This is a genomic window from Erwinia sp. INIA01, assembly GCF_025947915.1.
In the GTDB taxonomy this organism is placed as follows: Bacteria; Pseudomonadota; Gammaproteobacteria; order Enterobacterales; family Enterobacteriaceae; genus Erwinia; species Erwinia coffeiphila.
Window position 1 is genome coordinate 226,272 of the sequence record NZ_JAPDNC010000010.1, and the last position, 23,912, is coordinate 250,183.

The window sequence follows — 23,912 nt, forward strand, 5'->3', positions numbered from 1 at the left end:
TCGGAAGATGCAATAATTAAAATCGTATAAACAGTAACTTATATAAAACCGTCGTGTTTTTTGCGGCGGCGGTTAATTAGTTTTACCCGCATACAAACGGAAATTTGTAGAGCGCTATCACACACTGGAATTACAGGCGTTTTGTCCATGCATTCAGCTGATTTAACCGGAAAGTAACATTTGAAGCGCATCACATAACCGCATCTGATGGCAGAAAAGTGCATATTTGCAGCCACTCACACCTAACCGCTTCCGCGCCATGTTCCCAGGATAGAGAGACTTGACTATCGTCTCTGGAGAACAACTATGAACAAGGGTGCCATAACCCTCGGTCTGGATTTTGGCAGCGACTCGGTTCGGGCGCTGGCGGTGGAATGTGCCAGCGGACGTGAACTGGCGAAGCAGGTCGTTGCCTATCCGCGCTGGCAGGAGGGCCGCTATTGTCAGCCCAACCGCAATCAGTTCCGCCATCATCCTGAGGACTACATCGAAGCGCTGGAGCAGGCCATCCGTGACGTTGTCACTCAGCTCGGTAGCGACAGCCAGAACGTGGTAGGAATTGGCGTCGACTCAACCGGCTCTACCCCTGCGCCCATCGATCGTGAAGGTCGGGTGCTGGCGCTGCGCCCGGAATTTGCCGATAACCCCAATGCAATGTTCGTGCTGTGGAAGGATCACACCGCCATTGAAGAGGCGGAAGCCATCACCCGCCTGTGCCACAGCGGCGAATTCGAAGACTATTCACGCTATATCGGCGGGATTTACTCCTCGGAATGGTTCTGGGCCAAAATCCTGCACGTCAGCCGTGAGGATGCCGCAGTGCGTGACGCCGCTGCCTCGTGGGTTGAGCTGTGCGACTGGGTTCCGGCTTTGCTCAGCGGCACCACCGCTCCGGCCGATCTGCGCCGTGGGCGCTGCGCCGCCGGGCATAAATCCCTGTGGCATCCGCTGTGGCAGGGTCTGCCTGAGGCGGCATTCCTCGATGCGCTCGATCCGCTGCTGACCCGCGAGCTGGATTCTCCCCTGTTTACCGATACCTGGACCGCCGACCTGCCGGTGGGCGAGCTCACCGCCGAATGGGCTGAACGCTTTGGCCTGCCGAGCGGCGTGGTGATTTCCGGCGGTGCCTTTGACTGCCATATGGGCGCGGTCGGGGCCGGTGCGAAGCCCTACACGCTGGTGAAAGTCATCGGCACCTCCACCTGCGACATTCTGATTGCCGATCCCGAGCGCGTGGGCGATCGGGCGATTAAAGGCATCTGCGGCCAGGTGGACGGCAGCGTAGTGCCGGGGATGATCGGCTTTGAAGCCGGTCAGTCGGCGTTTGGCGATATGTATGCCTGGTTCAGCCGCCTGCTCAGCTGGCCACTGGTGCAGGCGATGCAGCAGCAGCCGGAACTGAAAACCCAGCTGGAACCGATCCGCCGCGCCCTGCTGGAGGAGTTAACCAGAGCCTGGGCCAGCGATCCGCAGCTCGATCATCTGCCGGTGGTGCTGGACTGGTTTAACGGCCGCCGTACGCCGTTTGCCAATCAGCGCCTGAAGGGGGTGATTACCGACCTGAATCTGGGCACCGATGCCCCTACGCTGTTCGGCGGATTTATTGCCGCCACCGCCTTCGGGGCCAGAACCATTATGGAATGCTTCGAAAATCAGGATATTCCGGTACAGCAGATCCTGACGCTCGGCGGCATTGCACGCAAGTCTCCGGCCATCATGCAGGTGTGCTGCGATGTGATGAACCGCCCGCTGGACATCGTGGCTTCCGACGAGTGCTGCGCGCTGGGTGCCGCCATTTTTGCCGCCGTTGCCGCAGGCGTCTACGCCGATATTCCGGCCGCGCAGCAGCAGATGGCCAGCCCGCTGGAGCAGACGCTACAGCCCGATCCTGCCCGCGTCGCCCGTTTTCAACAGCTTTATCAGCGTTATCTTCAATGGTGCGAAGTTGCCGAACCGCAGTTTGCGCCACAACAGTCATCCGTCAGTGAAGGAGTGGTTTTATGACCCTGTTAAACACCGCAACCGTATGGTTTGTGATTGGCACCCAGCATCTGTACGGCGCGGAAACTCTGCGTCAGGTTGAACAGCACGGCAAAGAGGTCGTCGACCAGCTTAACCGCGAAGGAAAACTGCCCTTCCAGCTCCAGCTTAAGCCGCTGGTCAAAAGTCCGGACGAGGCGCTGGCGCTGTGCCGCGATGCCAACCACGACCAGCAGTGTCTGGGGATTATCACCTGGCTGCACACCTTCTCACCGGCGAAAATGTGGATCGGCGGGCTGTCCGTGCTGAATAAACCCCTGCTGCAATTCCATACTCAGTTTAATGCGGAAATTCCGTGGGACAGCATGGATATGGACTTTATGAACCTGAACCAGACCGCGCACGGCGGCCGTGAGTTCGGTTTCATCGGTGCCCGTATGCGCCTGCCGCATCAGGTGGTCACCGGACACTGGCAGGACCCGCAGGCGATACAGCGCATCGCTCAGTGGATGCGTGGGGCGGCCGCAAAACTCGCCAGCCAGCAGCTGAAAGTCGCACGCTTCGGTGACAATATGCGTGAAGTGGCGGTCACGGAAGGCGATAAAGTCGCCGCGCAGATCCAGTTCGGCTACGCCGTTAATGGCTGGGGCGTCGGCGATCTGGTGGAGGTGATTAATCAGGTCAGCGACGGCGACGTCAGCGCGCTGGTTGATGAATACGAGAGCCGCTATGAGTTCTCGGCAGCGGCAGCGGTTAACGGAGAACGACGCCAGAACGTACTGGATGCCGCCCGCATCGAACTGGGTATGAAACGCTTTCTTGACGGCGAAGGCTGCCGCGCGTTTACCACTAACTTCCAGACTCTGCACGGTATGACCCAGCTGCCGGGGCTGGCGGTGCAGCGTCTGATGCAGCAGGGTTACGGATTTGCCGGTGAAGGTGACTGGAAAACCGCCGCGCTGCTGCATATTTTCAAAGTGATGGCCGGTAATCAGGCGGGCGGTACCTCGTTTATGGAGGATTACACCTATCACTTCTCGCCGGGCAACGATCTGGTATTAGGTTCACATATGCTGGAAGTCTGCCCGTCTATTGCCCGTGAAGCGCGCCCGCTTCTGGATGTGCAGGCGCTGGGCATTGGCGGTAAGGCCGATCCGGCGCGGCTGATCTTCTCTTCTCCGGCCGGTGCGGCGGTCAACGCCAGCGTGATCGATATGGGCGATCGCTTCCGCCTGCTGGTTAACGTGGTGGATGCCATCGAGCAGCCGCATGCCCTGCCTGCACTGCCGGTTGCCCGCGCGCTGTGGCGTGCCCAGCCTTCGCTGGCGACGGCTTCAGAAGCCTGGATACTCGGCGGCGGTGCACACCATACGGTGTTCAGCCAGGCGCTGACGGTTGACGATATGCGTCTGTACGGCGAACTGCATAACATCGAAGTGCTGGTGATTGATAACGACACCACCATCAACGGTTTCCGCGATGCGCTGCGCTGGAATGAAGCGTATTATCGTCTGGCACGTTAACAATATGACCGACAGCGCCTGGCAGCGCTGTCGGTTGTTATTTTATCGTTACGCACCGTAAGTAAAATTAGATTTTTAGCACCCGCCTGAATATAGCCCTTTCAAACTTTCAACACTGCCGGAAATACCCTCTTAAACTTAAATTCGCATAGTTTTTCCTTATAACCTCACACTTTCAGTGATTCTTCTCTGGTCATCAGTTTTGTGCTGTGTTAATTATTGTCACCGGTCACTTTATTTAACACCCTGGGCATTTATTCTAAAACTTCGCGTTAGCAACACCACCAACTAGTTGATAATTATAATCATCAGGTAAAAAGCAGATTATCTGACCAACAGGGCTGTTATTCTAAAAATAATCAAATGGATGTGTCTTATGTCACAAATGTTCGCACTTTTACTGGTCATGGTCATTTTATACCTGGGCGATTTGGTTTCTGTCAGAACGAAAGCCTGGATACCCTCCGTATTTGTCTGCGCCGTACTGTTTTTATTTGGCTACTGGACCTTCTTCCCGCAGGATATCGTCAGCCGCGCCGGTATCACCCCGGTAGTTGCGGTGATGCTGATGTATTTACTGATCACCAATATGGGCACCCTGCTGTCGGTTCCTGAACTGATCCGCCAGTGGAAAACCATCATCATCTCTCTGGCCGGTATCGCCGGTATTATGGTGACGGTATTTGTGGTCTGTATGCTGATGTTCGACCGCAACACCGCTATTGTGACCATTCCCCCGCTGGTCGGCGGCATCGTCTCGGCGATCATCATGTCCAAGGGCGCGGCGTCCGCCGGGCTGGTTGATTTATCCGTTTTTGCCATTCTGATCTACGTGATGCAGGGCTTTGCCGGCTATCCGCTGACCGCCATTATGCTGCAGCGTGAGGGAAAGCGCGTGCTGCAAAAGTACCGCAGCGGCGAGTGGCAGGAGACGGTCGCGGGCACCCCGCTGCCGGATAAATCCTCCGGCGCTGCGGATAACGCCATGCCGCGCCTGTTTGGTCGCATGCCCGCCCACTACAACACCAGCTATTTTAAATTTATGCGCCTTGCCTTCGTCGGCTGGCTGGCGTATCTGGTCTCCGGCTGGCTGGCTCCCGTTGTTGCGGTCAGCCCGTTCGTGCTGTGCCTGCTGTTCGGCGTGATCGCCGCCTCGCTGGGTTTCCTGGAGCGGCAGCCGCTGCAAAAAGCCAACGGCTTCGGCTTTGCGGTGATGGGCCTGATGCTGTTTATTTTTGATACGCTGAACCGCGCCACGCCGGAAATGCTGCTGCGCCTGCTGCTGCCGATGCTGGTGCTGATTGCCGCCGCCGTAGTCGGGATGTTTATCGTCTCCTGGATCGTGGGCAAAATGCTGGGCGTCAGCATGGAGATGGCGTTCGCTATCGCGCTGACCTCGATGTACGGCTTCCCGGCGGACTACATTATTACTAACGAAGCCATCACCGCGCTGACCAAAGATGAGAAAGAGCGCGAGGTGCTGACCCAGCACATGCTGGCACCGATGCTGGTCGGGGGCTTTATTTCCGTCACTATGGTGTCGGTGGTACTTGCCGGGATCATGGTGGGCTACATTATTCCTGCTGTTTAAATCATTATTCAGTGCAATGGTACGAAAAATAAGGGAAGCAACCGTTATGACAAGCCAGTCAATTACGCAGGCCGTCCACGCCTGGAAAGAGGCGATGATCGCCTTCCGTCGCGATCTGCACGCGCACCCCGAGCTGCCGTGGGAAGAAATCCGCACCACCCAGAAAGTGGCGCAGGCGCTGGATGAGATCGGCATCAGCTACCGCCTGACTCAGCCAACCGGCATTATCGCCGAGATCAAAGGAGGCCAGCCGGGCAAAACCGTGGCGCTGCGTGCCGATATGGATGCGCTGCCGGTGCAGGAACTGAGCACGACACTCAGCTACAAATCCCTGACCGACGGTAAAATGCACGCCTGCGGCCACGATGCGCATACTTCCATGCTGCTGAACGCGGCAAGAGCGCTACAGGAGAACCGCGCCGGGCTGCGCGGCAACGTGCGGCTGATTTTCCAGCCGGCGGAAGAGATCGCCGAAGGTGCGCGTGAGATGGTTCGCCAGGGTGCGGTTGAGGGCGTAGATAACGTCTTTGGCATGCATATCTGGACGACCACCGCCTCCGGCAAGATTTCCTGCAACGTTGGCTCCAGCTTTGCCTCGGCCGATCTGCTGAAAGTGAGATTCAAAGGGCGCGGCGGCCACGGCTCGATGCCGGAAGCCTGTATTGATGCCGCCGTGGTGGCCTCTTCGTTTGTGATGAATCTGCAGGCGATTGTCGCGCGCGAAACCTCGCCGCTGGAATCCGCGGTGGTGACCATTGGTCGGATGGAAGTCGGCACGCGCTTTAACGTGATTGCCGAGAATGCTGTGCTGGACGGCACGGTGCGCTGCTTTGACGTTGCTACACGCGAGCGCCTGAAGGCGGCGATCGAGCGCTATGCTCATCACACGGCGGGGATCTACGGTGCCACGGCGGAAGTTGAGTACACCTACGGCACGCTGCCGGTGATCAACGAAGAGCGCAGCGCCCTGCTGGCGCAGTCGGTGATCCGTGATGCGTTCGGTGAAGAGGTGCTGTACGCAGAACGCCCGACCACCGGCGGTGAGGATTTCAGCTACTTTATTGAGAATATCCCCGGCTGCTTTGCCCTGCTGGGCTGCGGTAACAAGGCGAAGGGCACCGACTGGGCGCATCATCACGGCTGTTTCAATATCGATGAGGATGTGATGGTGCACGGTGCTGAGCTGTATGCGCAGTATGCGTGGCGCTATTTACAGCAGGATGATTTCTGATGTGCTGAAGACTGACATCGCCTGCTCCCTTCGGGCAGGCGAATGTTATCCACATTGTCAGTCAGGGCGGGATCGTCGCCCCCGGTGAAGATCCCCCCTGCTGTTTATCCTGCCCGCCCCAGCCCAAGCATCCCTTTCGCCTGAATGAAGCACAGCAGTAATGTGCCCCACAGCGCCATGGTCAGATACGGGCTGATGCCCAGAATATTAAAACCACTCTCAATAATCTGTAACAGGAACAGTGCCAGAACCATACCGATAATTCGGCCGCTGCCGCCGTCCGGATTCACCCCGCCCAGCACCGCAGCAAGAATCGATATCAGCAGGTAAGATTCGCCGTACGACGCTTTCGCCGAATTCAGCTTCGACATCATCAGGAAGGCGGCAATCGCACACAGCAGCGCCGAGATAACATACACCCAAATCAACACCCGGCGGGTATTGATCCCGGAGTAGTGTGTGGCACGCTCGTTGGAGCCAATCAAATAAATTGAGCGCCCCAGCGCGGTTTTTTCCAGCATCACCCACAAACCGAGGGCGACCGCGGCAAACAGCCACAGCGGCAGGGGTATGCCGAACCACAGCGCATGGTTCAACCACAGCACCCACTGCGGATAGTTGGCAATCGCGCTTCCCCCCGTCAGCAGGATATTCACGCCTTTGAGCAGCGTCATCATCCCAAGCGTGGCGAGGATCGGCGAGACGCGTATTCCCGCAATCAGTACGCCGTTGCACAGGCCGATGATTAACGCGGCTCCCCCTCCCGCCAGCAGTGCGGCCAGAGCCGTCCCCACTCCGGGAGGATACTGGGTGGCAACCCAGGCCATCACCAGCGAACAGGAATTAGCGGTGGCAATAATCGACAGATTAATTCCGCCGCACAGCATGGTCATCGCCATCGCCAGCGCCAGGATGCCCAGCACCGGCATCTGGGAGGCGATGGACTGAAAATTACTCACCGACCAGAAGATCTCCGGCATGGCAATACTGAAGGCCACCACCGTCAACCCGATCAGGCCAATCAGGTAAAACTCAACGTTATTACGCCAGGACTTTTTCATAATAAACTCCGGTTCTGATACTGGCTCCATGACGTCGCGCTGATGCTGGCGACAATAATCGCCCCGGTAATCAGGGTCTGCCAGTATGAAGACACCCCCAACAGGTTGAGGCCGTTCTGCATCACCGCCAGCAGGATCACCCCGAGTAGTGTCCCCGTCAGGGTGCCGCGTCCGCCAATCAGGCTGGTTCCCCCCAGCACCACGGCGGCCAGCACCGTCAGCTCATACCCCAGCAGCGCGTCCGGGGCCACCGTCATCACGGTCCATGCCTGAATCACCCCCGCCGCACCGGACAGCAGCCCCATGTAGCCGTAAACAAACAGCTGCAGGCCGAACACGCTGAAGCCGATACGACTGGCAGATTCACGGTTGCCGCCCATCGCGTAGATTTTGCGGCCCGTCGCGGTGAAGTTCATGATGAAAGCGGTCAGCAACACCACGACTATCATTGCCAGCAGCGGCAGACCCAGCCCGTAGTCGTAGCCCTCTGCGTCGGTGAATTTAAACAGCATCACTCCCTGCTCAAACCACGGCGGGAAGTCGTATAGCCAGACCCCTTTGCTGAGCCACAGCAGTAAACCGTAGAAAATATTCAGTGTCGAAATGGTGATAATGATTGAGGGGACGTTTAGACGATTGACCAGCAGCGCATTGATCAACCCCAGCAGCACGCCGATACCGCCAGCCAGCATGAAGGCGACCGCAAAGTTGCCGCCAAACTTTTGCAACAACACCACCATGCCATACTGCGCAATAATCGTTATCGCCGGGAAGGAGATATCGATCCCGCCCGAAATCAGCACCACAAAAAGGCCGCAGGCTAGGATGGTTAACATGGCGTAATTGTTCAGCAGATCGTAAAGGTTGCTGAGCGTCAGAAACTCATCGCTGCGCCAGCCCAGCAGAAGGCATATCGTGATGATTAACACCGCCAGCCAGAATTCATGCCGTTTGAACAGGTTAACCATTCACCACCTCCGCAATCTGCTCCTGGCCGCTGCGGTCCGGCAGGAAACAATCGGTCAGCCGCCCCTGTTTCATGACCAGAATGCGGTGGCTCTGGTACCAGGCTTCCTCAATTTCATCGCAAATCATCAGCACGGCGATGCCGTGGGCGGCCAGATCGCTGATAATTTGGTATATACCCGCTTTATTGGCAATATCAACGCCGACCGTCGGGCTGTCGAGGATAAGTAATCTCGGGGCGATAGCCAGCCATTTGGCAATTGAAACGCGCTGGGCGTTACCGCCCGACAGCGTATTGACCGGCAGGCCGGTATCGGGGGCTTTGATGGTCAGCGCTTTCACCATCCGCTCAACCAGCTGCTGGCTTTTACTGTCACTCAGCAGGCCAAACGCGCCCCTGACTTTTCTGAACACGGTGCTGATAATGTTGTTTTCAATGGACTGGGTCATTACCAGCCCGCGCGACATGCGGTCTTCTGAGACGTAGCCAATCCCCTGGCGGATGGCGTCATGATTACTGTGCAGATGAACGGCATGGCCGTTAATCAATATTTCGCCGCTGTCCGGCTGCGTCATACCGAACAGGCTCAGGCACAGTTCCGTCCGGCCGGCCCCTAACAGCCCGACGATCGACACCACTTCCCCGGCCTCAACCTTCAGAGAAATATTGTGGTATTCGCCTTTACGGCTGAGGTCACGAACCTCCAGCGTCGGCTGGCTGCCTTTACCCTGCCAGAGTTCGCGGATCTTGTAGTCGAACTCCTGTCCAGTCATCAGATAACCCAGCCTGCGGGTGGTGATCTCCGATGCAGGCCAGGTTCCCACCAGGCTGCCGTCTTTGATCACGCTGATCCTGTCTGAAACCGCCATCACCTCTTCCAGACGATGACTGACGAACACCACGCAGATCCCCCGTTCACGCAGCTGTCGCACCACATGCAACAGCCCTTCCACTTCCTGGTGGGTCAGCGAAGCGGTGGGTTCATCCATAATGATTAACCGGGCATCCTGCGCCAGCGCGCGGCAAATAGCGACCAGCTGGCAGCGGGCAATCGACAGCGACTCCACCGGCGCATCCAGTGGCAGCGAGACGTTGATGCTGGCCATCGCCCGCTCGGCGCGGCTGCGCAGCTCGCGGCGCTTCACTAATACGGCGTGGTGATAGTGATTAATTGCGATGTTTTCCCAAACGCTCAAATTGGGAAACAGCGACAGATCCTGATAAATCACCTGAATGCCCTGCGCAACTGACGTCACCGGGGTCAGTTTCGACCAGACCTTACCACCCAGTTCAATTTCTGCCCCCTCGTCAGGGCGATAGACGCCAGAGATGATTTTAATCATCGTCGATTTACCGCAGCCGTTTTGCCCGGCAAGGCAATGGACTTCCCCCGGCATAAAATCAAGATTGATATTATTCAGCGCCCTGTTTGCATGAAAGGTTTTACTGACATGACGGAGAGAAAGGAATGGTGCCATAGCGTATCCTGGTCAATTAAAACGGGGCAGCGAGCGCCCCGTAAAGCGGATTAATATAAGGAATCGATATTCTCTTTATTCACTAACAGCACTTTATGAAAACGAATAATGTGCTTGTCCGTATCCACATCCGCCTTGCCCAGACCTTTAATTTCAAAACCCGGTTTGATCTCCTGACCGTTGAACAGCGTGCTGGCCACCGCCGTCAGGGCATAGCCTGCCGTGGCCGGATCGTAGGTAATACCCTCGGTAATATCTCCGCTCTTAATTAATGACGCCGCCTGTGACGGGATCATCATGCCGTAGACCGCCACTTTGCTTTTCGCCCGCTTTTCTTTTACTGCGCGGCCCGCGCCAATTGGGCCGTTAGAGCCAAAGGACACCACGGCCTGTAGATCCGGATAGGTCTTCATCAGATCCAGCGTTGTACGGCGTGAGTCATCAACGCTTTCCGCCACCGGCATACGCGTGGTGACTTCATGCATCTCCGGGTAATGTTCTTTCTGATACTTAATCAGCAAATCCGCCCACAGGTTGTGCTGTGGCACCGTCAGGTTGCCCACATAGATGACGTAGCCGCCTTTGCCGCCCATCCGCTTAGCCATGTGTTCAACATATTCAGCCGCGAACTTCTCATTATCGATGATTTCCACATCCCAGTTGGCGCTCGGCTGCCCCGGCGATTCATTAGTGAGAACGACGATGCCCGCATCGCGCGCTTTCTTAAACACCGGCTCCAGCACGTTAGCATCGTTAGGAACAATGGTGATGGCATTCACTTTACGCGCGATAAGATCCTCAATGATTTTAACCTGCTGCGGGGCATCGGTGCTGGATGGCCCGACCTGCGTCGCGTTAAGATTGAAGTCTTTTCCCGCCTGAATCACCCCTTCGCCCATACGATTAAACCAGGGCATGCCGTCGATTTTGGAAATATTGACGACGGTCTTCTCTGCCGCATACAGCGGCGCAGAAATAAATGCGGTCCCGAGTAACAATGGCAAAACAAGTTTAGCAACCAAACGATTTTGCATAGATATAGCCTCACGAGCCTGTAGTTATAGAGATAGGATGGCGCAACGTGCATAAATAACTGGATTGATCGAAAAACACGAAATTAATATTCATTCGGCATTAAAACAGGGAAGAAAACACTTTTATCGCTAAAAAAACCACTCCCACCTGTTAGCTTAAAACAAAGAATAAACAGGGTTTTTTGCGTATGACAGGTAAGAAAACGCTATATATATGGATAAAAAAACTCTGCTTGAGCCGTCGTGACTCTATTCACAAAAAGCACAGGCCATAATTCATTTAAACATTAATCTTCTGCAGGTTATTTTAAAAATTACCGTTTTTATTTTACGTTACTCTCATCATCTCCCTAAAAATAAACATCCCCGGCGGGAAGCCCGCAGGGGAATGATTCAGCTTCACAAATCCGCGTGACAAATAAATTTCATAAAAAGCAGAATAAAATACGAATGTTAATTTCCAGTACCGTTTGTTTCCCGCTTACTCTTAAACGCGGTCGGTGCGCAAACGATCGGCGGGCAATCTTATTCATTTTTTGCAGTATGCACCGCCAGGCCGGTCACCCCAGGCGCAAGATGATCCGCCAGAATATGGCGATCCGGGTAGCTGCCATCGTTTTGACAGCGGAAGGGGATCGGCGCGTCGTCAAACAGCCCCTCCAGCCGGTTTCGCCATGCGGCTTCAACCTGTGGCATAACATCGGCATCCAGCCGCCCGCTGCCATACACCGCAAAGGTCGGTAAAACCTCCATGCCGGTGTAAAACAGCGTGCCGTGGGTAATGGGAAACAGCAACTGTTCCAGGCAACCATTAATCCCTCTGGGGGCGTAATCTTTTTCCGGGCCGCCGACCGAAACGGCGAGCAGCGCGCGTTTGCCCAGGAAGCTGCCTTCGCCATAGCGATGCGCATTGCCTTTATCCTGATAGCCGTAGGCCAGACCGTAGGCCCAGACGCGCTCTATCCAGCCTTTCATGATGGCGGGCATGCTGAACCACCAGAGAGGAAATACAAAGATCACCGCATCCGCCGCCAGCACCTTGTTCTGCTCCTGCACGACGTCTGACGTCTGGCTGCCGCTGGCAAAAGCATGCGCTGACTCCGCGATAAAGGACAGGCGTTCGGGATCGCTTCGGTCAGGGAAGTCCTCGCCGTCGAAAACCGCTTTCCACCCCATCGCATAAAGATCGGATTCCACCACTGAATGACCGTTTGCTTCCAGGAAATTCCGGGCGACGTTGACAAGATGACGGGTTAACGACGTGCTTTCTGGCTGTGCGTGTACAAGAAGAATATTCATAATCTGCGCCTCGTGAGTTGACGGGGACAGCGTATTTTCATCTGCGGTATAATAGAAATTAATTGTACGGATAACAGGTATAGCCATGAGTAATATCCTTCAGCGTCTCGACCTGAATTTGCTCGTTACCCTCGATGCACTTTTAACTGAAAACAACGTCACCCGGGCCGCCGCGCGCCTGCATCTCTCGCAGCCGGCGGTAAGCGTGCAGCTTGCCAGACTGCGCGAGCTGCTGGGCGATCCGCTTCTGCTGCCCGGCCCCCGGGGAATGCGCCCAACCGCACGGGCTGATGAGCTGCGTGAACCGCTGCGCCAGGCTCTGGCAGCGCTGGAACTGGCGATCGCGCCGTCGGATGCGTTCGATCCCGCCGAGGCAACTCAACGCTGGCGCATTGCTGCATTTGATTACGCGGCGTTAACCCTGCTAGTCCCTGCTCTTGATGCGATCCGTACCGCAGCGCCAGCGATACATCTGGCGATTGTGCAGAGCGTGCCGTCGCAGGTGGCAAGAGCAGCGGAACGCGGAGATATCGACCTCGCCTTTATGACCGGCACCGAAGCCCCGGCGGATTTGCATTACCACAGGCTGTTTACGGAACGCTATGTGCTGGCCGGTCGTACGGGGCATCCTCAGCTGAAAACAGCGCCTTCGCTGGCGGAATTCTGCCAGCTTGAGCATGCCATTGTTTCGCCCGACGGCGGTGGATTCCTGGGCGCGACGGATACGGTACTGGCTGAACGCGGCCTGGCGCGCAAAGTCTCGCTTTCCGTACCGAGCTTTCTGTTGCTTAGCGCGGTGCTGTCTGACACCGATCTGGTGGCGATGGCACCGTCCCGGCTGGTTTGCGGCAACGATGCGCTCTGCGTTGTGGAGCCGCCCGTCGACGTGCCGGGCTTCGACATGCTGATGCTGTGGCCCGAACGCGTCCATCGCGATCCTGCCCACCGCTGGCTGCGGGAGCAGATCGCTGCTGCGCGATAAGTATTGATGCCAACTGATATCTCCTGCTGACGAGTTCCGGCAACGCGCGTCACACTCCGCCGCTAAACCGATATCACGATAAACGCGAAGCATTTATGATTACATCACCTCGACTCCGGCAAGGACCCTGATGAACAGTACCGTCTACGATGCCTTTCGCTGCCTGAATTTACTGGCTACCGCAAACCGGCCAAAGGGCATCCGCGAAATGGGGCGTGAGCTGGAGCTGGACTCTGCCAAGGTCACGCGGTTAATGCAGACCCTGCTGGCACTGGATATGGTGCAGCGCGATGCCAGGCGCAAATACAGCCTGGGTATCGGCATCCATCGTTTATCGGCCCACGCGATCCACAATTCGGCGTTTTATAATGCGGTGATGGATTTGCTGGAAGAGAGTGGCAATCACGCCATTTCGATTGTGATCGGCGCACTGAGCGGTAAAAACGTGGTGTATCTGATCCATACGCGCGGCGGGGAAAGCATTGCCCGCGCCATCGGCAATTACCAGTCGTTTCCGGTTCATGACTCCGTGATCGGTATTAAACTGCTGTCGGCAATGAGTGATGAAGAAATCATCGGCCAAATCGGCATCAATGATTATCAGTTGCTCAGGCAGGATATTGACGAGGCGCGCCGACATCAGGTGTTTGCCAAAGATTTCGGTCCGGGTGATTATCGCCTGGCCTGCAATATCCCCGGTATGCAGGCCGCCATTGCGCTGTCGAATATCAACAGTGAAAGAATGGACACGGCCAGCCTGCGTTTGTACCTGACGGCAGCGGCCAGGAAAATCAGCGGTGAATCACTGCCGGTGCTGTCTTAGCCGTTCACAGCGGGCTGCCGTGTCTGCCACCCGCTGGCCCGGTTTATACAGCGCCGACCCTAATCCCACACTGTCGTAGTAGCGCAGAAACTCAGCGGCGTTGTCTAACTCTACGCCCCCGACCGCCGAAAAACTGACGGGCTGGGAAAGCGGGCCTTTGATCAACTGCGGATAGTTGCGCGGCAGTGCGCAGGCCGGGAATATTTTCACCACATCAGCACCAGAATCGACCGCAGTAAATATTTCACCAGGCGTAAATACGCCCGCACAGACAAACAGCCCCTGCTCTTTGGCCTGAATAATCAGCTGCGGATTGAGATTCGGGGTGAGAATGAAATCGGCACCGGCGGCCACGCTGCGCCGCAGGTGATCGCCGCTGGTGACGGTTCCCACCCCGAGCTGGATGTCAGCACCAAAGCGCTGCCGTACCCGATGCAGGCTGGCTTCCCACTCGGGAGAGTTGGTGGTAATTTCCACACGATTGATCCCGTGCTCAAGCAAACAGGCAATATGCGGCACCACCTCGTCTGGGGTTATTCCACGCAGAATCGCAATAATTTGCGGATTATCCTTCATGACGAAACACCTCATTGAATCCGGCGAGCGTGGCGCTTTCCGCAGAAACTAACTGATAACGGCAGTGCAAAATTTCGCAGGCGCGCTGGTAGTGCGGCAGCAGCGCCTCGCTGCCGATAAAGCATACCGTTTCATCGCCGCCGGGATGGCCGCGTAATATTTCGTAGCCCATCAACAGACCGGAAAGCCATGAAGCGACTTCTTCTTTTGCCAGTGCATCAAGGATGTAGCGGCCCCGGCAGCGAAAAAGTTCCGTCACCAGTTCACCGTGTTCCCTCACCACCGTCACCGCCGTTTCAACACCCGACTGGAATGCAGACGCGGAGTTAACCTGATCCGGCAGGCCTTTCCCCACGACGGCATGATTCAGCAGCAGATGATACAGTTCGCCGGTCATAATGGTCTGCAAGCCCGTGACCCTTTGTCGGGTGCGATCCACGCGGAGCCATTTGCTGTGGGTACCCACGGCGGCAAACAGTGAAACATCGGACTGCGTCAGCGCCCCCGCCAGCTGCATCTCTTCCCCCCGACAGACTTCATTGACCCGTCGGTCACAAATACCGGGGCGCAGGGTGAGCGGATTGGGCAGGATGCCCGGCAGCGCCCGGCCTTTCCCCAGCAGTTGCGAAAAGCTCAGCGGCATTTCAAGGTAACCGGCATCGGCAATACCGATATTGCTGCCGATCATCCCGCAAAGCAGTACGGGCAACTGTTTATCCCAATCCTCACCCAGCCGCTGCATCTGCTGTTGCAGTATTCCGGGCAGCTCGGCCCGTTGACAGCGGCCGACGCCGCAGCTGTCCTGTATCGTTTTCACCACCACGCCGTTGCGCACGCTGAATGCACGGAAATTGCTGGTTCCCCAGTCCACCGCAATGTAGTTCATCGTTCTCCTCCCAGCGCGGCCAGCGGCAGAAACGCGGTCAGTTCACGGAGCTCCTGCCGCGTGATGTCATCCAGGCTTTTCGCCGGTTCGCGCACGTAATCGCTGGCAAAAATCCCGGCCTGATGCAGCACGGTTTTATGAATGGCCACGCCTATTCCCGGCTGCACGCCGTAACGCAGGAAAGGCAGATAGCGATAAAACAGCGCCTGTGCTTCCCGGCGATCCCGTTGCCAGGCCGCCAGGATGGCATTGATCACCTCGGGGAATTCGCAGGCGGGCATGGTTCCCGTTACGCCACGGCACAGCTCTTCATACAGAAAGCCCGCGTTCAGGCCGCCAAACAGACCGACGCTATCGCCAAGCGCCTGCTTTAAGGCGGTGATTTTCAGCGTGGTCGGTGGCTGTTCCACTTTGATGTATTTGATGCCAGGGAAGTCCTGACACAGACGTACCAGCGTCGGCACGGGAATGTTTACCCCGGTCATCAGCGGCGCATCCTGGATCATGATGTCGATATCGCAGGCCTGGCAGATATCGCGCCAGAAGCGATAAATTTCCTCCGGTCCGGGCTTCACCACTGAGGGCGGGTTGACCATCGCCACCTGCGCGCCCCAGCGTTGTACTCGCATAATTTCTTCAATGGCGACGGCGGATGACGCTCCGCCCGCCGCAGCCACCAGCGGCAGATCGCCCACCCGTTTTTTCACACAATAAAACAGCGCCTCCTTTTCATCCTGGGTCAGGGCATAGCCTTCGGAGGCATTGCCAAACAGCGCCAGGCCATCAATACCCTGCTGCAACAGGAACGTCACCAGACGTTCTACGGAAGCCAGGTCCAGCTGACCCTGCTCATCAAATGCCGTGGCGAGAATCGGGACATTACCTTTTAACATGCGGCCTCCATAACAACGTCGCGAACGCGATCTTCATCGATTTCAATCCCTAAACCTGGGCCCTGCGGCAGTTGATACTCCCCGCGTTCGCAGATCAGCGGCTGTTTCAGCAGCTGATTGGCAAGGGTAAAAACGGGGGGCTGATATTCGAGCATATACAGATTAGGGATAGCCGCAGCGGCATGGATCGATGCGGCGATACACGGCCCCAGCCCGACGCTTAAATGCGGCGCAACGCGCAGATTCCACGTTTCGGCCAGCGAGGCGATGTGCATCAGTTCGCTGATGCCGGTTCTGCCGACGTCAGGTTGCAGGATGTCCGCCGCCCGCTGCTCGATCGCGGCTTTGAACTGGTAGCGCGTGCGTTCGGTTTCACCTAACGCAATGGCTACCGCGCTTTTGGCGCGTAACTCCCGATGACCGGCAATATCCTCCGGCAGCAGCGGTGCTTCAAGGAAACCCACCCCCAGCGCGTGTAGCTGTGCGGCTAAGTCGCTGGCCTCGGCCACGCTGTAATTCCAGTGCGCATCAATGAAAATCTGCGCCTCGTCGCCGAGCGTTTCACGGATCGCCCGGATGTTTTTAACGTCTTCCCGTACGCCGTAGCCCAGCGCTAACTTAACGGCATGGAATCCTTTTTCCTGCCATTGTTTCGCCAGGCGGCAGCGGCTGTCGATATCGGGTTCGGGCAGACCGGAGACATAGCACGGAACCGACTTGCGGAACGCACCGCCGAGCAGCTGATGGACCGGCAGCCCCAGGATTTTGCCCTTGAGATCCCACAGGGCGATATCCACACCCGCGATGGCATCAATGTGATACCCGCTGATATGCCCACGATCGCGCATGGAGTCGTACATTCTGGCGTTGAGCACGCCGCTGGAAAACGGAGATTCCCCTATCAGCAGCGGTGCAAACAGCTGTTTAATCAGTTCGGCGGCCACCTGCGGTACCACCGGTGCCAGCGCTTCGCCCCAGCCGATATGGCCGTCGCTGCTGGTAATTTTCACCAGGCAGGTTTCCATCTTGCGTGAATAGACGCAGCGGTATTCCGGCCGATAGTAGTAATCCGGACCGTTCCCGTCCGCCTTACCGCCGAGATAAGCCTGGTCCGGGGTAATTTTTAGCGGAAAACACTCCACGTTCGTTATATGCATAAAAGCTCCAGTTTTCATTAATCCAGCACTTTTCCGGCCGTTTCTTTGGCAAACCACACGGCAATAAAGGAGATCAGCGCGGTGATCATCACGTACCACGCAGGGGAAAGCGGGTCGCCGGTGAAGGCGATCAGGCTTGCGGAAGCCAGCGGCGTAACGCCGCCGAACAGCGCCACGGTGAGGTTGTAGGACATGGCAATGCCGCCATAGCGAATGGCTGTGGGAAACAGCTCCACCATTGCAGCACCGCAGCCGCCGTTAAACAGCGCCACAAATACGCCCAGCATGCTCATTGCGGCAATCGAACTGCCTACCGAACCCTGCGTCATCAGCAGCATGGCGGGATACGTCAGCAGGATGAAACCGGCGCATCCCAGCAGCATCAGCGGCCGCCTTCCCCATTTGTCCGACAGATAGCCGGTGATCGGCATGCAAATCGCCACGCTTAACAGGCCCAGTGTCGTTATCAGATAAGAGTCGGCGCGGCTGTAGTGCAGATGCGTTGACAGATAACCGGGCATAAACGATTGCAGCACCCAGCTGCTGACCGCTTTAATCACCACGAAGCCCGTACAGAACAGCAATGCCGACAGCGAGGTCTTAACCGCAGTGCGCAGCGGCGACTTCTCCAGTTTTCCGCTCGCTTTCAGCTTGTGGAATTCCGCCGAGTCCTCCATATTGCGGCGCATATATAACCCACCCAGCCCGAGCGGTGCGGCCAGCAGAAACGGAATGCGCCAGCCCCAGTCGTTCATCGCCGCTTCGCCGAGCCAGTAAGTCAGCAGCAGCACCAGGCCGGAACCGCAGACAAACGCCATAAAGCTGAAGTTCTCGCTCCAGCAGGTGAGCGTTGCGCGGCGATGCGGCTTAGCGCTTTCCGCCAGATAGGTAATCACACCGGAGCTTTCACCGCCTGCGGCAAAGCCCTGCACCAGGCGGGTGATCACCAGCAGTACCGGTGCGATAATCCCGGCCTGATGCCAGGTCGGCAGAATGCCCATCACAAAGGTAGAGATCGAGGTGATGACGATCACCGTGACCAGTACTTTGCGTCGCCCCAGCCGATCGCCCATGGAACCGAAAAACAAACCACCCAGCGGGCGCATCAGGAATCCTGAGCCAAAGACCGCAAAGGACTTCAGCAGCGCGGTGGCAGGATCGTCACTGATAAAAAAGTTGCTGGCGATAATCGCCGCTAAGGTGCCGTACAGACCAAAATCGAACCACTCGATAAAGTGTCCAATCCCGGCAGCCATCATGATTCTGGCCGTGCTTCTCGGCGGGCTGTTTGTTTTTTCCGCCACATATTCACCGCCATAGCGGCGGTCCGAACTTTCCATACGACCTCCAGAAGGTAAACGTCGCGCCGAAAAGACGCGTTATGTTCTGGGATTCAGCGTAGGGTTTTTGGTGAGGGGTTGCGTCGGCAAGGGGGGATTGCGTGAAGCGACTCAAAGAACAAATCATCAAATTGCTTCATATAGTGAAGCATCAGTGAGAGGCGATAAAAATGGGGCCCATAGCGGCCCCTGTCAGTGATGCTTTTACATTCGTGTTGATTCAGTCAGTTAGCATGACCCGGTATTCAACACGTAGCTTCTGCGCGCGCTTTGCCAGGCAAGGGCAGCCAGCCCCAGAGCAATAAACGACAGGATGGCACCCGCCCAGCCCGGTGACACCAGGCCAAAACCGGCAGCGATGGTCGCCCCGCCGACCCAGGCACCCAGCGCGTTGCCCAGATTGAACATGCCAATGTTGACGGAGGCAGCCATCGTTGGCGCACCGGCCTGGCTGGCACGATCCATCACCAACTTCTGGATAGGTGCAACGGTGGCGAAACCAAAGGCGGCCATCAGGAATACCGACGCGGCGGCAATCACCGGGTTGTGAACGCCGAACCAGAAAATAAGCAGCACGATCCCCTGGGCGATAAGCGTGACGAAAAGCGTACCAAACAGCGAACGGTCGGCAAAACGGCCACCCACCCAGTTACCAACGGCCAGCCCGAGGCCAAAGAGGACCATCAGCCAGGTCACGCCTGCGGCAGAAAAACCGCCCTCCTCAATCATGATCGGCGCGATATAGGTGATGGCGGTAAAATAGCCCGCCGGACCGAAAACGGTAATGCCCATCACCAGCAGAACCTGGGGATCGAAAAACGCACGCAGTTCGGTTCGCAGGGCAATCGGTTTGCCTTTCTCAATATGCGGGACCAGCAACGCGATGCTGGCGATGGTTATCAGACCAATAGCCGCGATCCCCCAAAAAACCAGCCGCCAGCTAAAGGTTTGGGCAAGCCAGGTGCCGATCGGCACACCAAATAGGTTTGCCAGCGTCAAACCCGAAAACATAAAGGCGATGGCGCTCGCCTGCCGCCCAGGTGCCACCAGCGACGCTGCGATAATCGACCCGATGCCGAAAAAGGCACCGTGATTGAAAGAGGTGATCACTCTTCCGATCAGCGCCACTTCGAGCGTCGGGGCCATGGCGGTGATCGCGTTGCCCAGGGTAAAGATCACCGCCAGGCCGGTCAGCATCGCTTTACGCGGAATGCTGGCCCCCAGAACGGTCATGATTGGCGCGCCGATAAAAACACCCAGCGCGTAAATGGTCGCCATATATCCGGCGGAGGGAATGCTGACGTCAAACGCCACGGCGATTTGCGGCAGGATACCGGCAATGACGAATTCCGTCAGGCCTATCCCGAATGCGCCGACGGCGAGGGCAAGTAGTGCGATGGGCATGTAAACTCCAGTATAAATTTTAGCTTAATACTATTAGGTGGATTAAAGTATATTCATAACTTCATTCAGCAGGTAAACGCTTATGAGCGCGATTGATAAAGAAAAAGATGGTATTAGGCAGACAAGGCATAAACCGGTCGAACTCGATGCTATCGACCGAAAAATATTAGGCGCGCTGGCCGAAGATGCGGGACGCAGCTACAGCGAACTGAGCGAGATCGTCCATCTGTCTGCCCCTGCGGTACACGATCGGGTGAAGCGATTGAAGCGCGACGGCGTGATTAAAGGCACCGTGGCAGTACTCGATGGCTGCAAGCTGGGCCGAACGCTGTTAACGTTTCTGGTGATTGATACCAGCAGCTATGAAGCAACGCGCGCGCTGCTACAGTTCACCAGCCGGCGCGAGGTTGAGGAACTGCATACCGTTGCCGGTGACGGCTGCGTGTTAATTAAAGTCCGCGCGGATGATACGGAGTCCCTGGAGAATTTTCTGATGGAAATTCAGAGCCTTGACGGCGTGCGCTCCGTTCGCAGCTATATTGCCCTGTCCACCTTTCTGGAGCGAGGCCCTTCCCCGGACTGATCCAGTCCGTTGAAAAAAAGATCTTCAGATTTCAATAAAATGCTGGCCCCGACAACGATATGTTCACAGACGAAATTTATACTCTGTGTCTCAGCACTCAACAGCGGCAAAGGGACCGGCATGAATTTCGTTGAACACTTTGATTTTTCGGGTATCGCCAACACGTTTTTGAGCTATTTTTTTGCCTTTATTTTTGGTGCGCTGATCGGCGCGGAACGCCAGTTTCGCCAGCGCACGGCGGGGCTGCGCACCAACGTGCTGGTCGCCATCGGCGCGGCGGGGTTTGTGGATCTGGCCGATTCTATTGCCGGCAGCACGGAGGCAGTGAGAGTCATCTCTTACGTTGTTTCCGGCATCGGTTTTCTCGGCGCTGGAGTGATTATGAAAGAAGGCGCCAACGTCAGCGGGTTAAACACTGCGGCAACGCTCTGGTGCTCGGCGGCTGTCGGGGCCTGTACCGGCGTGGATCGCATCCCCGAAGCGGCGCTTTTAACGGTCTTTATCCTGGCCGGCAATACGTTACTGCGCCCGCTGGTGAATTTTATTAACCGCGCCGACACCGACAGCGTTGAGGCGGAATACGTGATTCTCGCCACGGTCCCGCGACAGTATTCCGGCAAGGTGCGCGATACCCTGCAGGAGTTTCTGGAGCTGCATCGCTACCCTGCGGCGGATATTGAAACGGTCGTGACCGACAGCGACCATGTCGATATCGAAATCACCCTGATCAGTACGGAAGTTGACGCCGCCGAGCTGGATAAACTGGTGGAGCAGCTCAAGCGGCTGGAACATATCAGCTATGCTACATGGCGGGCGAATACGCAGTAATGATAAGGGGGTTGTCAGAATGCTTTCGCGCGCCTGATAGCTGAATTCATACAAGCTTTGTCTGAAACTACTTAGCGTTTAAAATAAAGGCTGTTTACGTTTCCTGGAAATTTCATGCGCGAAGATTTTAATGATTATCTTGCGTTCCTGGCCGTCGCGCAGGAACGGAGTTTCACCCGAGCTGCAGCCCGATTAAATATCTCTCAATCCACACTTTCTCATATTATCAGGAGGCTTGAGGAGAGACTGGGGATGCGTCTGCTAATGCGCACCACTCGCAAGGTGGCGCCCACGGAGATAGGTGAAAAGCTGATGTTCGCACTGGAACCACGCCTTGACGCTATAGAAACAGACATCTCTGCACTGCTGCGTTTTCGTGACACACCGGCTGGCACAGTCAGACTGACGGTTTCGGATCATATGCTTCATGAATGCATCTGGCCCGCTCTTGCTCTTGTGCTAAAAAACTATCCTGATATTCAGGTCGAACTTTCTCAGGCCAATGGCTTCATTGATATTGTTGAAGGTCGATTTGATGCAGGGGTGAGGTTAGGCGATGACGTTGTTAAAGATATGATTGCAGTCCGGATCGGCGCTGACTGGCAACCTGCCGTCATCGGTTCGCCGGAATACCTGGCTAAAGCCGGTAGGCCTGCGCACCCTTCAGAACTTGCTCGCCATAACTGCATTAACATCAGGCATTCAGGGGCCGGTCAGTTATATGCATGGGAGTTTGAAAAAGGGAATGAAAAACTAAATATGAAGGTCCAGGGCCAACTTATTTACAGCAGCGTTTACCCGATGCTGACCGCAGTTGAAGCAGGCTATGGATTGGCTTACGTTCCGGATGATCTGGCTGAACCGGGTATAAAGCAGGGGCGCTGGGTGAGAATGCTGGAAGACTGGAGTCCTGTATTTAAAGGCTACCATCTTTATTATCCCAGCCGGCGACAGATGTCACCGGCCCTGAAGGTGATCATTGATGCCTTACGTCTCAATTCTGTTGCGTAAGTTACCTATGCGGGAATCATTTCTTTACAAGTGAGCGCCGTCCGGGCAATACAGCAATAGCCGCGGAAGCGACCAGTAATGCGGTCGCAAGCATAAAAGTGCTAACCCAGCCCCGATGATCGAACAATTCACCGCCAGTAAATGCTCCCATGGTGATTGCAAACTGGATGAGTGCAACCATTAACGCCCCACCAGCTTCTAGTTCGTCAGGAATTACCCGCGTCATCCAGGTATTCCAGATTACAGGGATAGGGGTGACGAGGATCCCCCAGACCAGCAGCAGTGCACCTGTCGCAGCGGGAATGTGACCCAGAGCAGTAAGCAGACCGGCGACAACTGCCAGACCTGCCGGTAACCCGGTCAGCGCAGGCAAAAGATTATCCCTGACTAAAAATCCTGAAATAAGTGTCCCCGTAAGTCCTGCAACGCCCACACCTAGCAGGAAAAGAGAAATCATATTAATGCCAAGCCCGGTTACGCTCTCAAGGAATGGCCGCAGATAGGTTGAAAGTGAAAATTGCCCCATGAACGCAAGCGTCACGGCAATCATTCCAAGCGCAAATGTCCGCCTGCGCAGCAGTGATGCTATCTGCCCTATACTGGTATCCTGCTGTGGCGGCAACTTTGGAATAACGACAAGTTGCCATATCAGGCATATCACTCCCGCTGGCACCACAGTAAAAAATGCTCCACGCCAGCCAATCAGACTGCCCAAAAAGCTTCCCAGTGGTGGAGCCACAACAAATGCGAGTGCCGTCCCTCCCTGTAGCACCGCGATTGCTTTGGGAACGCTGGCGGGGCGGACAATCCGAACCAGAATTGCCGTTGATAATGACCAGAAGCCACCAATTGATATTCCAATAAGCGCCCGGCCGAGCATAAATATGCCGTAACTATGAGCATTCGTGACGATAATGCCGGACATTACCATTACAAGGGTGTAGACAATGACGGCATTACGACGATCAAACCTGGCAAGCAAAGTATTGCCAAACAGACTCGTAATGACCGCAAACAGGCCGGAAAAAGCAATAGCCTGACCCGCCTGCCCCTCTGTGACTGACAGATCATTTGCGATAGGTGTCAGCAGGCTGACCGGCATAAATTCAGACGACACCAGGACGAAGCACAAAAGTGCCATACTGATTACAGCACTCCAGGCAGACGTATTTTCGAGCGCACTGAAGCCACCCATATTTTTAGGTTTGTTCATTATGAATACTATTAGTGGTGATTCTGCCGACGGTAAACGGCAGAAGGTTAAG

General features: G+C 56.1%; 21 protein-coding genes. 9 read left to right on the forward strand and 12 right to left on the reverse strand.

All coding sequences use genetic code 11. The features are described from left to right. Positions 1-306 precede the first annotated feature (306 nt). From OMR58_RS18625 to OMR58_RS18640, 4 genes are all read left to right on the forward strand, one after another. Positions 307-2,004: a ribulokinase gene (locus OMR58_RS18625; RefSeq protein ID WP_264546645.1), complete on the forward strand. Its 1,698-nt coding sequence runs from the start codon at positions 307-309 to the stop codon at positions 2,002-2,004. Continuing rightward, entirely contained in the window at positions 2,001-3,503 is a 1,503-nt protein-coding gene (gene araA / locus OMR58_RS18630) for an L-arabinose isomerase (protein WP_264546646.1), read from the forward strand. Before OMR58_RS18625 ends, araA begins: the two co-directional genes overlap by 4 nt. A 376-nt stretch (positions 3,504-3,879) precedes the next feature. After that, positions 3,880-5,094 (forward strand): hypothetical protein, encoded by a 1,215-nt coding sequence (locus tag OMR58_RS18635; protein ID WP_200558690.1) that lies wholly within the window; start codon positions 3,880-3,882, stop codon positions 5,092-5,094. A gap of 46 nt (positions 5,095-5,140) precedes the next feature. After that, positions 5,141-6,325 carry an amidohydrolase gene (locus tag OMR58_RS18640; protein WP_264546647.1) on the forward strand — a complete coding sequence of 395 codons (1,185 nt, stop codon included), beginning with the start codon at positions 5,141-5,143 and terminating at the stop codon, positions 6,323-6,325. 104 nt (positions 6,326-6,429) lie between these two features. On the opposite strand, the gene OMR58_RS18645 is transcribed toward OMR58_RS18640, so the two are convergent. From OMR58_RS18645 to OMR58_RS18665, 5 genes are all read right to left on the reverse strand, one after another. Next, positions 6,430-7,386 (reverse strand): ABC transporter permease, encoded by a 957-nt coding sequence (locus OMR58_RS18645; RefSeq protein ID WP_264546648.1) that lies wholly within the window; start codon positions 7,384-7,386, stop codon positions 6,430-6,432. Next, positions 7,383-8,354 (reverse strand): ABC transporter permease, encoded by a 972-nt coding sequence (locus OMR58_RS18650; RefSeq protein WP_264546649.1) that lies wholly within the window; start codon positions 8,352-8,354, stop codon positions 7,383-7,385. The genes OMR58_RS18645 and OMR58_RS18650 overlap by 4 nt, the downstream gene beginning before the upstream one ends. Continuing rightward, entirely contained in the window at positions 8,347-9,831 is a 1,485-nt protein-coding gene (locus tag OMR58_RS18655) for a sugar ABC transporter ATP-binding protein (RefSeq protein WP_264546650.1), read from the reverse strand. Before OMR58_RS18655 ends, OMR58_RS18650 begins: the two co-directional genes overlap by 8 nt. 50 nt (positions 9,832-9,881) lie before the next feature. Continuing rightward, a complete protein-coding gene (locus OMR58_RS18660) occupies positions 9,882-10,865 on the reverse strand; it encodes an autoinducer 2 ABC transporter substrate-binding protein (protein ID WP_200544737.1) in 984 nt (327 codons plus the stop codon). Between the two features lie 525 nt (positions 10,866-11,390). After that, complete coding sequence (locus OMR58_RS18665) at positions 11,391-12,164, reverse strand: NAD(P)H-dependent oxidoreductase (protein WP_264546670.1); 774 nt, start codon at positions 12,162-12,164, stop codon at positions 11,391-11,393. 85 nt (positions 12,165-12,249) lie between these two features. Here OMR58_RS18665 and OMR58_RS18670 point away from each other — a divergent pair, with 85 nt between their 5' ends. Continuing rightward, positions 12,250-13,146, forward strand: a complete 897-nt coding sequence (locus OMR58_RS18670) for a LysR family transcriptional regulator (protein ID WP_264546651.1) — start codon at positions 12,250-12,252, stop codon at positions 13,144-13,146. Between the two features lie 130 nt (positions 13,147-13,276). Further along, positions 13,277-13,969: a helix-turn-helix domain-containing protein gene (locus OMR58_RS18675; protein WP_264546652.1), complete on the forward strand. Its 693-nt coding sequence runs from the start codon at positions 13,277-13,279 to the stop codon at positions 13,967-13,969. On the opposite strand, the gene OMR58_RS18680 is transcribed toward OMR58_RS18675, so the two are convergent. From OMR58_RS18680 to OMR58_RS18705, 6 genes are all read right to left on the reverse strand, one after another. Next, the gene (locus OMR58_RS18680; RefSeq protein WP_264546653.1) at positions 13,949-14,545 is read right to left on the reverse strand and encodes a 2-dehydro-3-deoxyphosphogluconate aldolase; all 597 of its coding nucleotides are present in this window, start codon (positions 14,543-14,545) and stop codon (positions 13,949-13,951) included. The two genes, OMR58_RS18675 and OMR58_RS18680, sit on opposite strands and share 21 nt — an antisense overlap. Further along, the gene (locus tag OMR58_RS18685) at positions 14,535-15,431 is read right to left on the reverse strand and encodes a 2-dehydro-3-deoxygalactonokinase (protein WP_264546654.1); all 897 of its coding nucleotides are present in this window, start codon (positions 15,429-15,431) and stop codon (positions 14,535-14,537) included. The genes OMR58_RS18680 and OMR58_RS18685 overlap by 11 nt, the downstream gene beginning before the upstream one ends. Further along, positions 15,428-16,324, reverse strand: coding sequence for a dihydrodipicolinate synthase family protein (locus tag OMR58_RS18690; protein WP_264546655.1), 897 nt, complete (start codon positions 16,322-16,324; stop codon positions 15,428-15,430). Before OMR58_RS18690 ends, OMR58_RS18685 begins: the two co-directional genes overlap by 4 nt. Continuing rightward, positions 16,318-17,481 (reverse strand): mandelate racemase/muconate lactonizing enzyme family protein, encoded by a 1,164-nt coding sequence (locus tag OMR58_RS18695; protein ID WP_264546656.1) that lies wholly within the window; start codon positions 17,479-17,481, stop codon positions 16,318-16,320. The genes OMR58_RS18690 and OMR58_RS18695 overlap by 7 nt, the downstream gene beginning before the upstream one ends. Positions 17,482-17,498: 17 nt before the next feature. Further along, complete coding sequence (locus OMR58_RS18700) at positions 17,499-18,740, reverse strand: MFS transporter (RefSeq protein ID WP_200558975.1); 1,242 nt, start codon at positions 18,738-18,740, stop codon at positions 17,499-17,501. 309 nt (positions 18,741-19,049) lie between these two features. After that, positions 19,050-20,225, reverse strand: coding sequence for an MFS transporter (locus OMR58_RS18705; protein WP_264546657.1), 1,176 nt, complete (start codon positions 20,223-20,225; stop codon positions 19,050-19,052). A gap of 82 nt (positions 20,226-20,307) precedes the next feature. On the opposite strand from OMR58_RS18705, the gene OMR58_RS18710 reads away from it, so the two are divergent. The 3 genes from OMR58_RS18710 (at position 20,308) to OMR58_RS18720 (ending at position 22,647) form a co-directional block, all read left to right on the forward strand. After that, on the forward strand, positions 20,308-20,808 hold the full coding sequence (locus tag OMR58_RS18710) for an Lrp/AsnC family transcriptional regulator (protein ID WP_105595528.1): 501 nt from the start codon (positions 20,308-20,310) through the stop codon (positions 20,806-20,808). A gap of 120 nt (positions 20,809-20,928) precedes the next feature. Continuing rightward, positions 20,929-21,636 carry an MgtC/SapB family protein gene (locus OMR58_RS18715; protein WP_264546658.1) on the forward strand — a complete coding sequence of 236 codons (708 nt, stop codon included), beginning with the start codon at positions 20,929-20,931 and terminating at the stop codon, positions 21,634-21,636. 114 nt (positions 21,637-21,750) lie between these two features. After that, complete coding sequence (locus tag OMR58_RS18720; protein WP_200558665.1) at positions 21,751-22,647, forward strand: LysR family transcriptional regulator; 897 nt, start codon at positions 21,751-21,753, stop codon at positions 22,645-22,647. Positions 22,648-22,663: 16 nt separating this feature from the next. On the opposite strand, the gene OMR58_RS18725 is transcribed toward OMR58_RS18720, so the two are convergent. After that, entirely contained in the window at positions 22,664-23,860 is a 1,197-nt protein-coding gene (locus OMR58_RS18725) for an MFS transporter (protein WP_264546659.1), read from the reverse strand. Between the last annotated feature and the right edge of the window lie 52 nt (positions 23,861-23,912).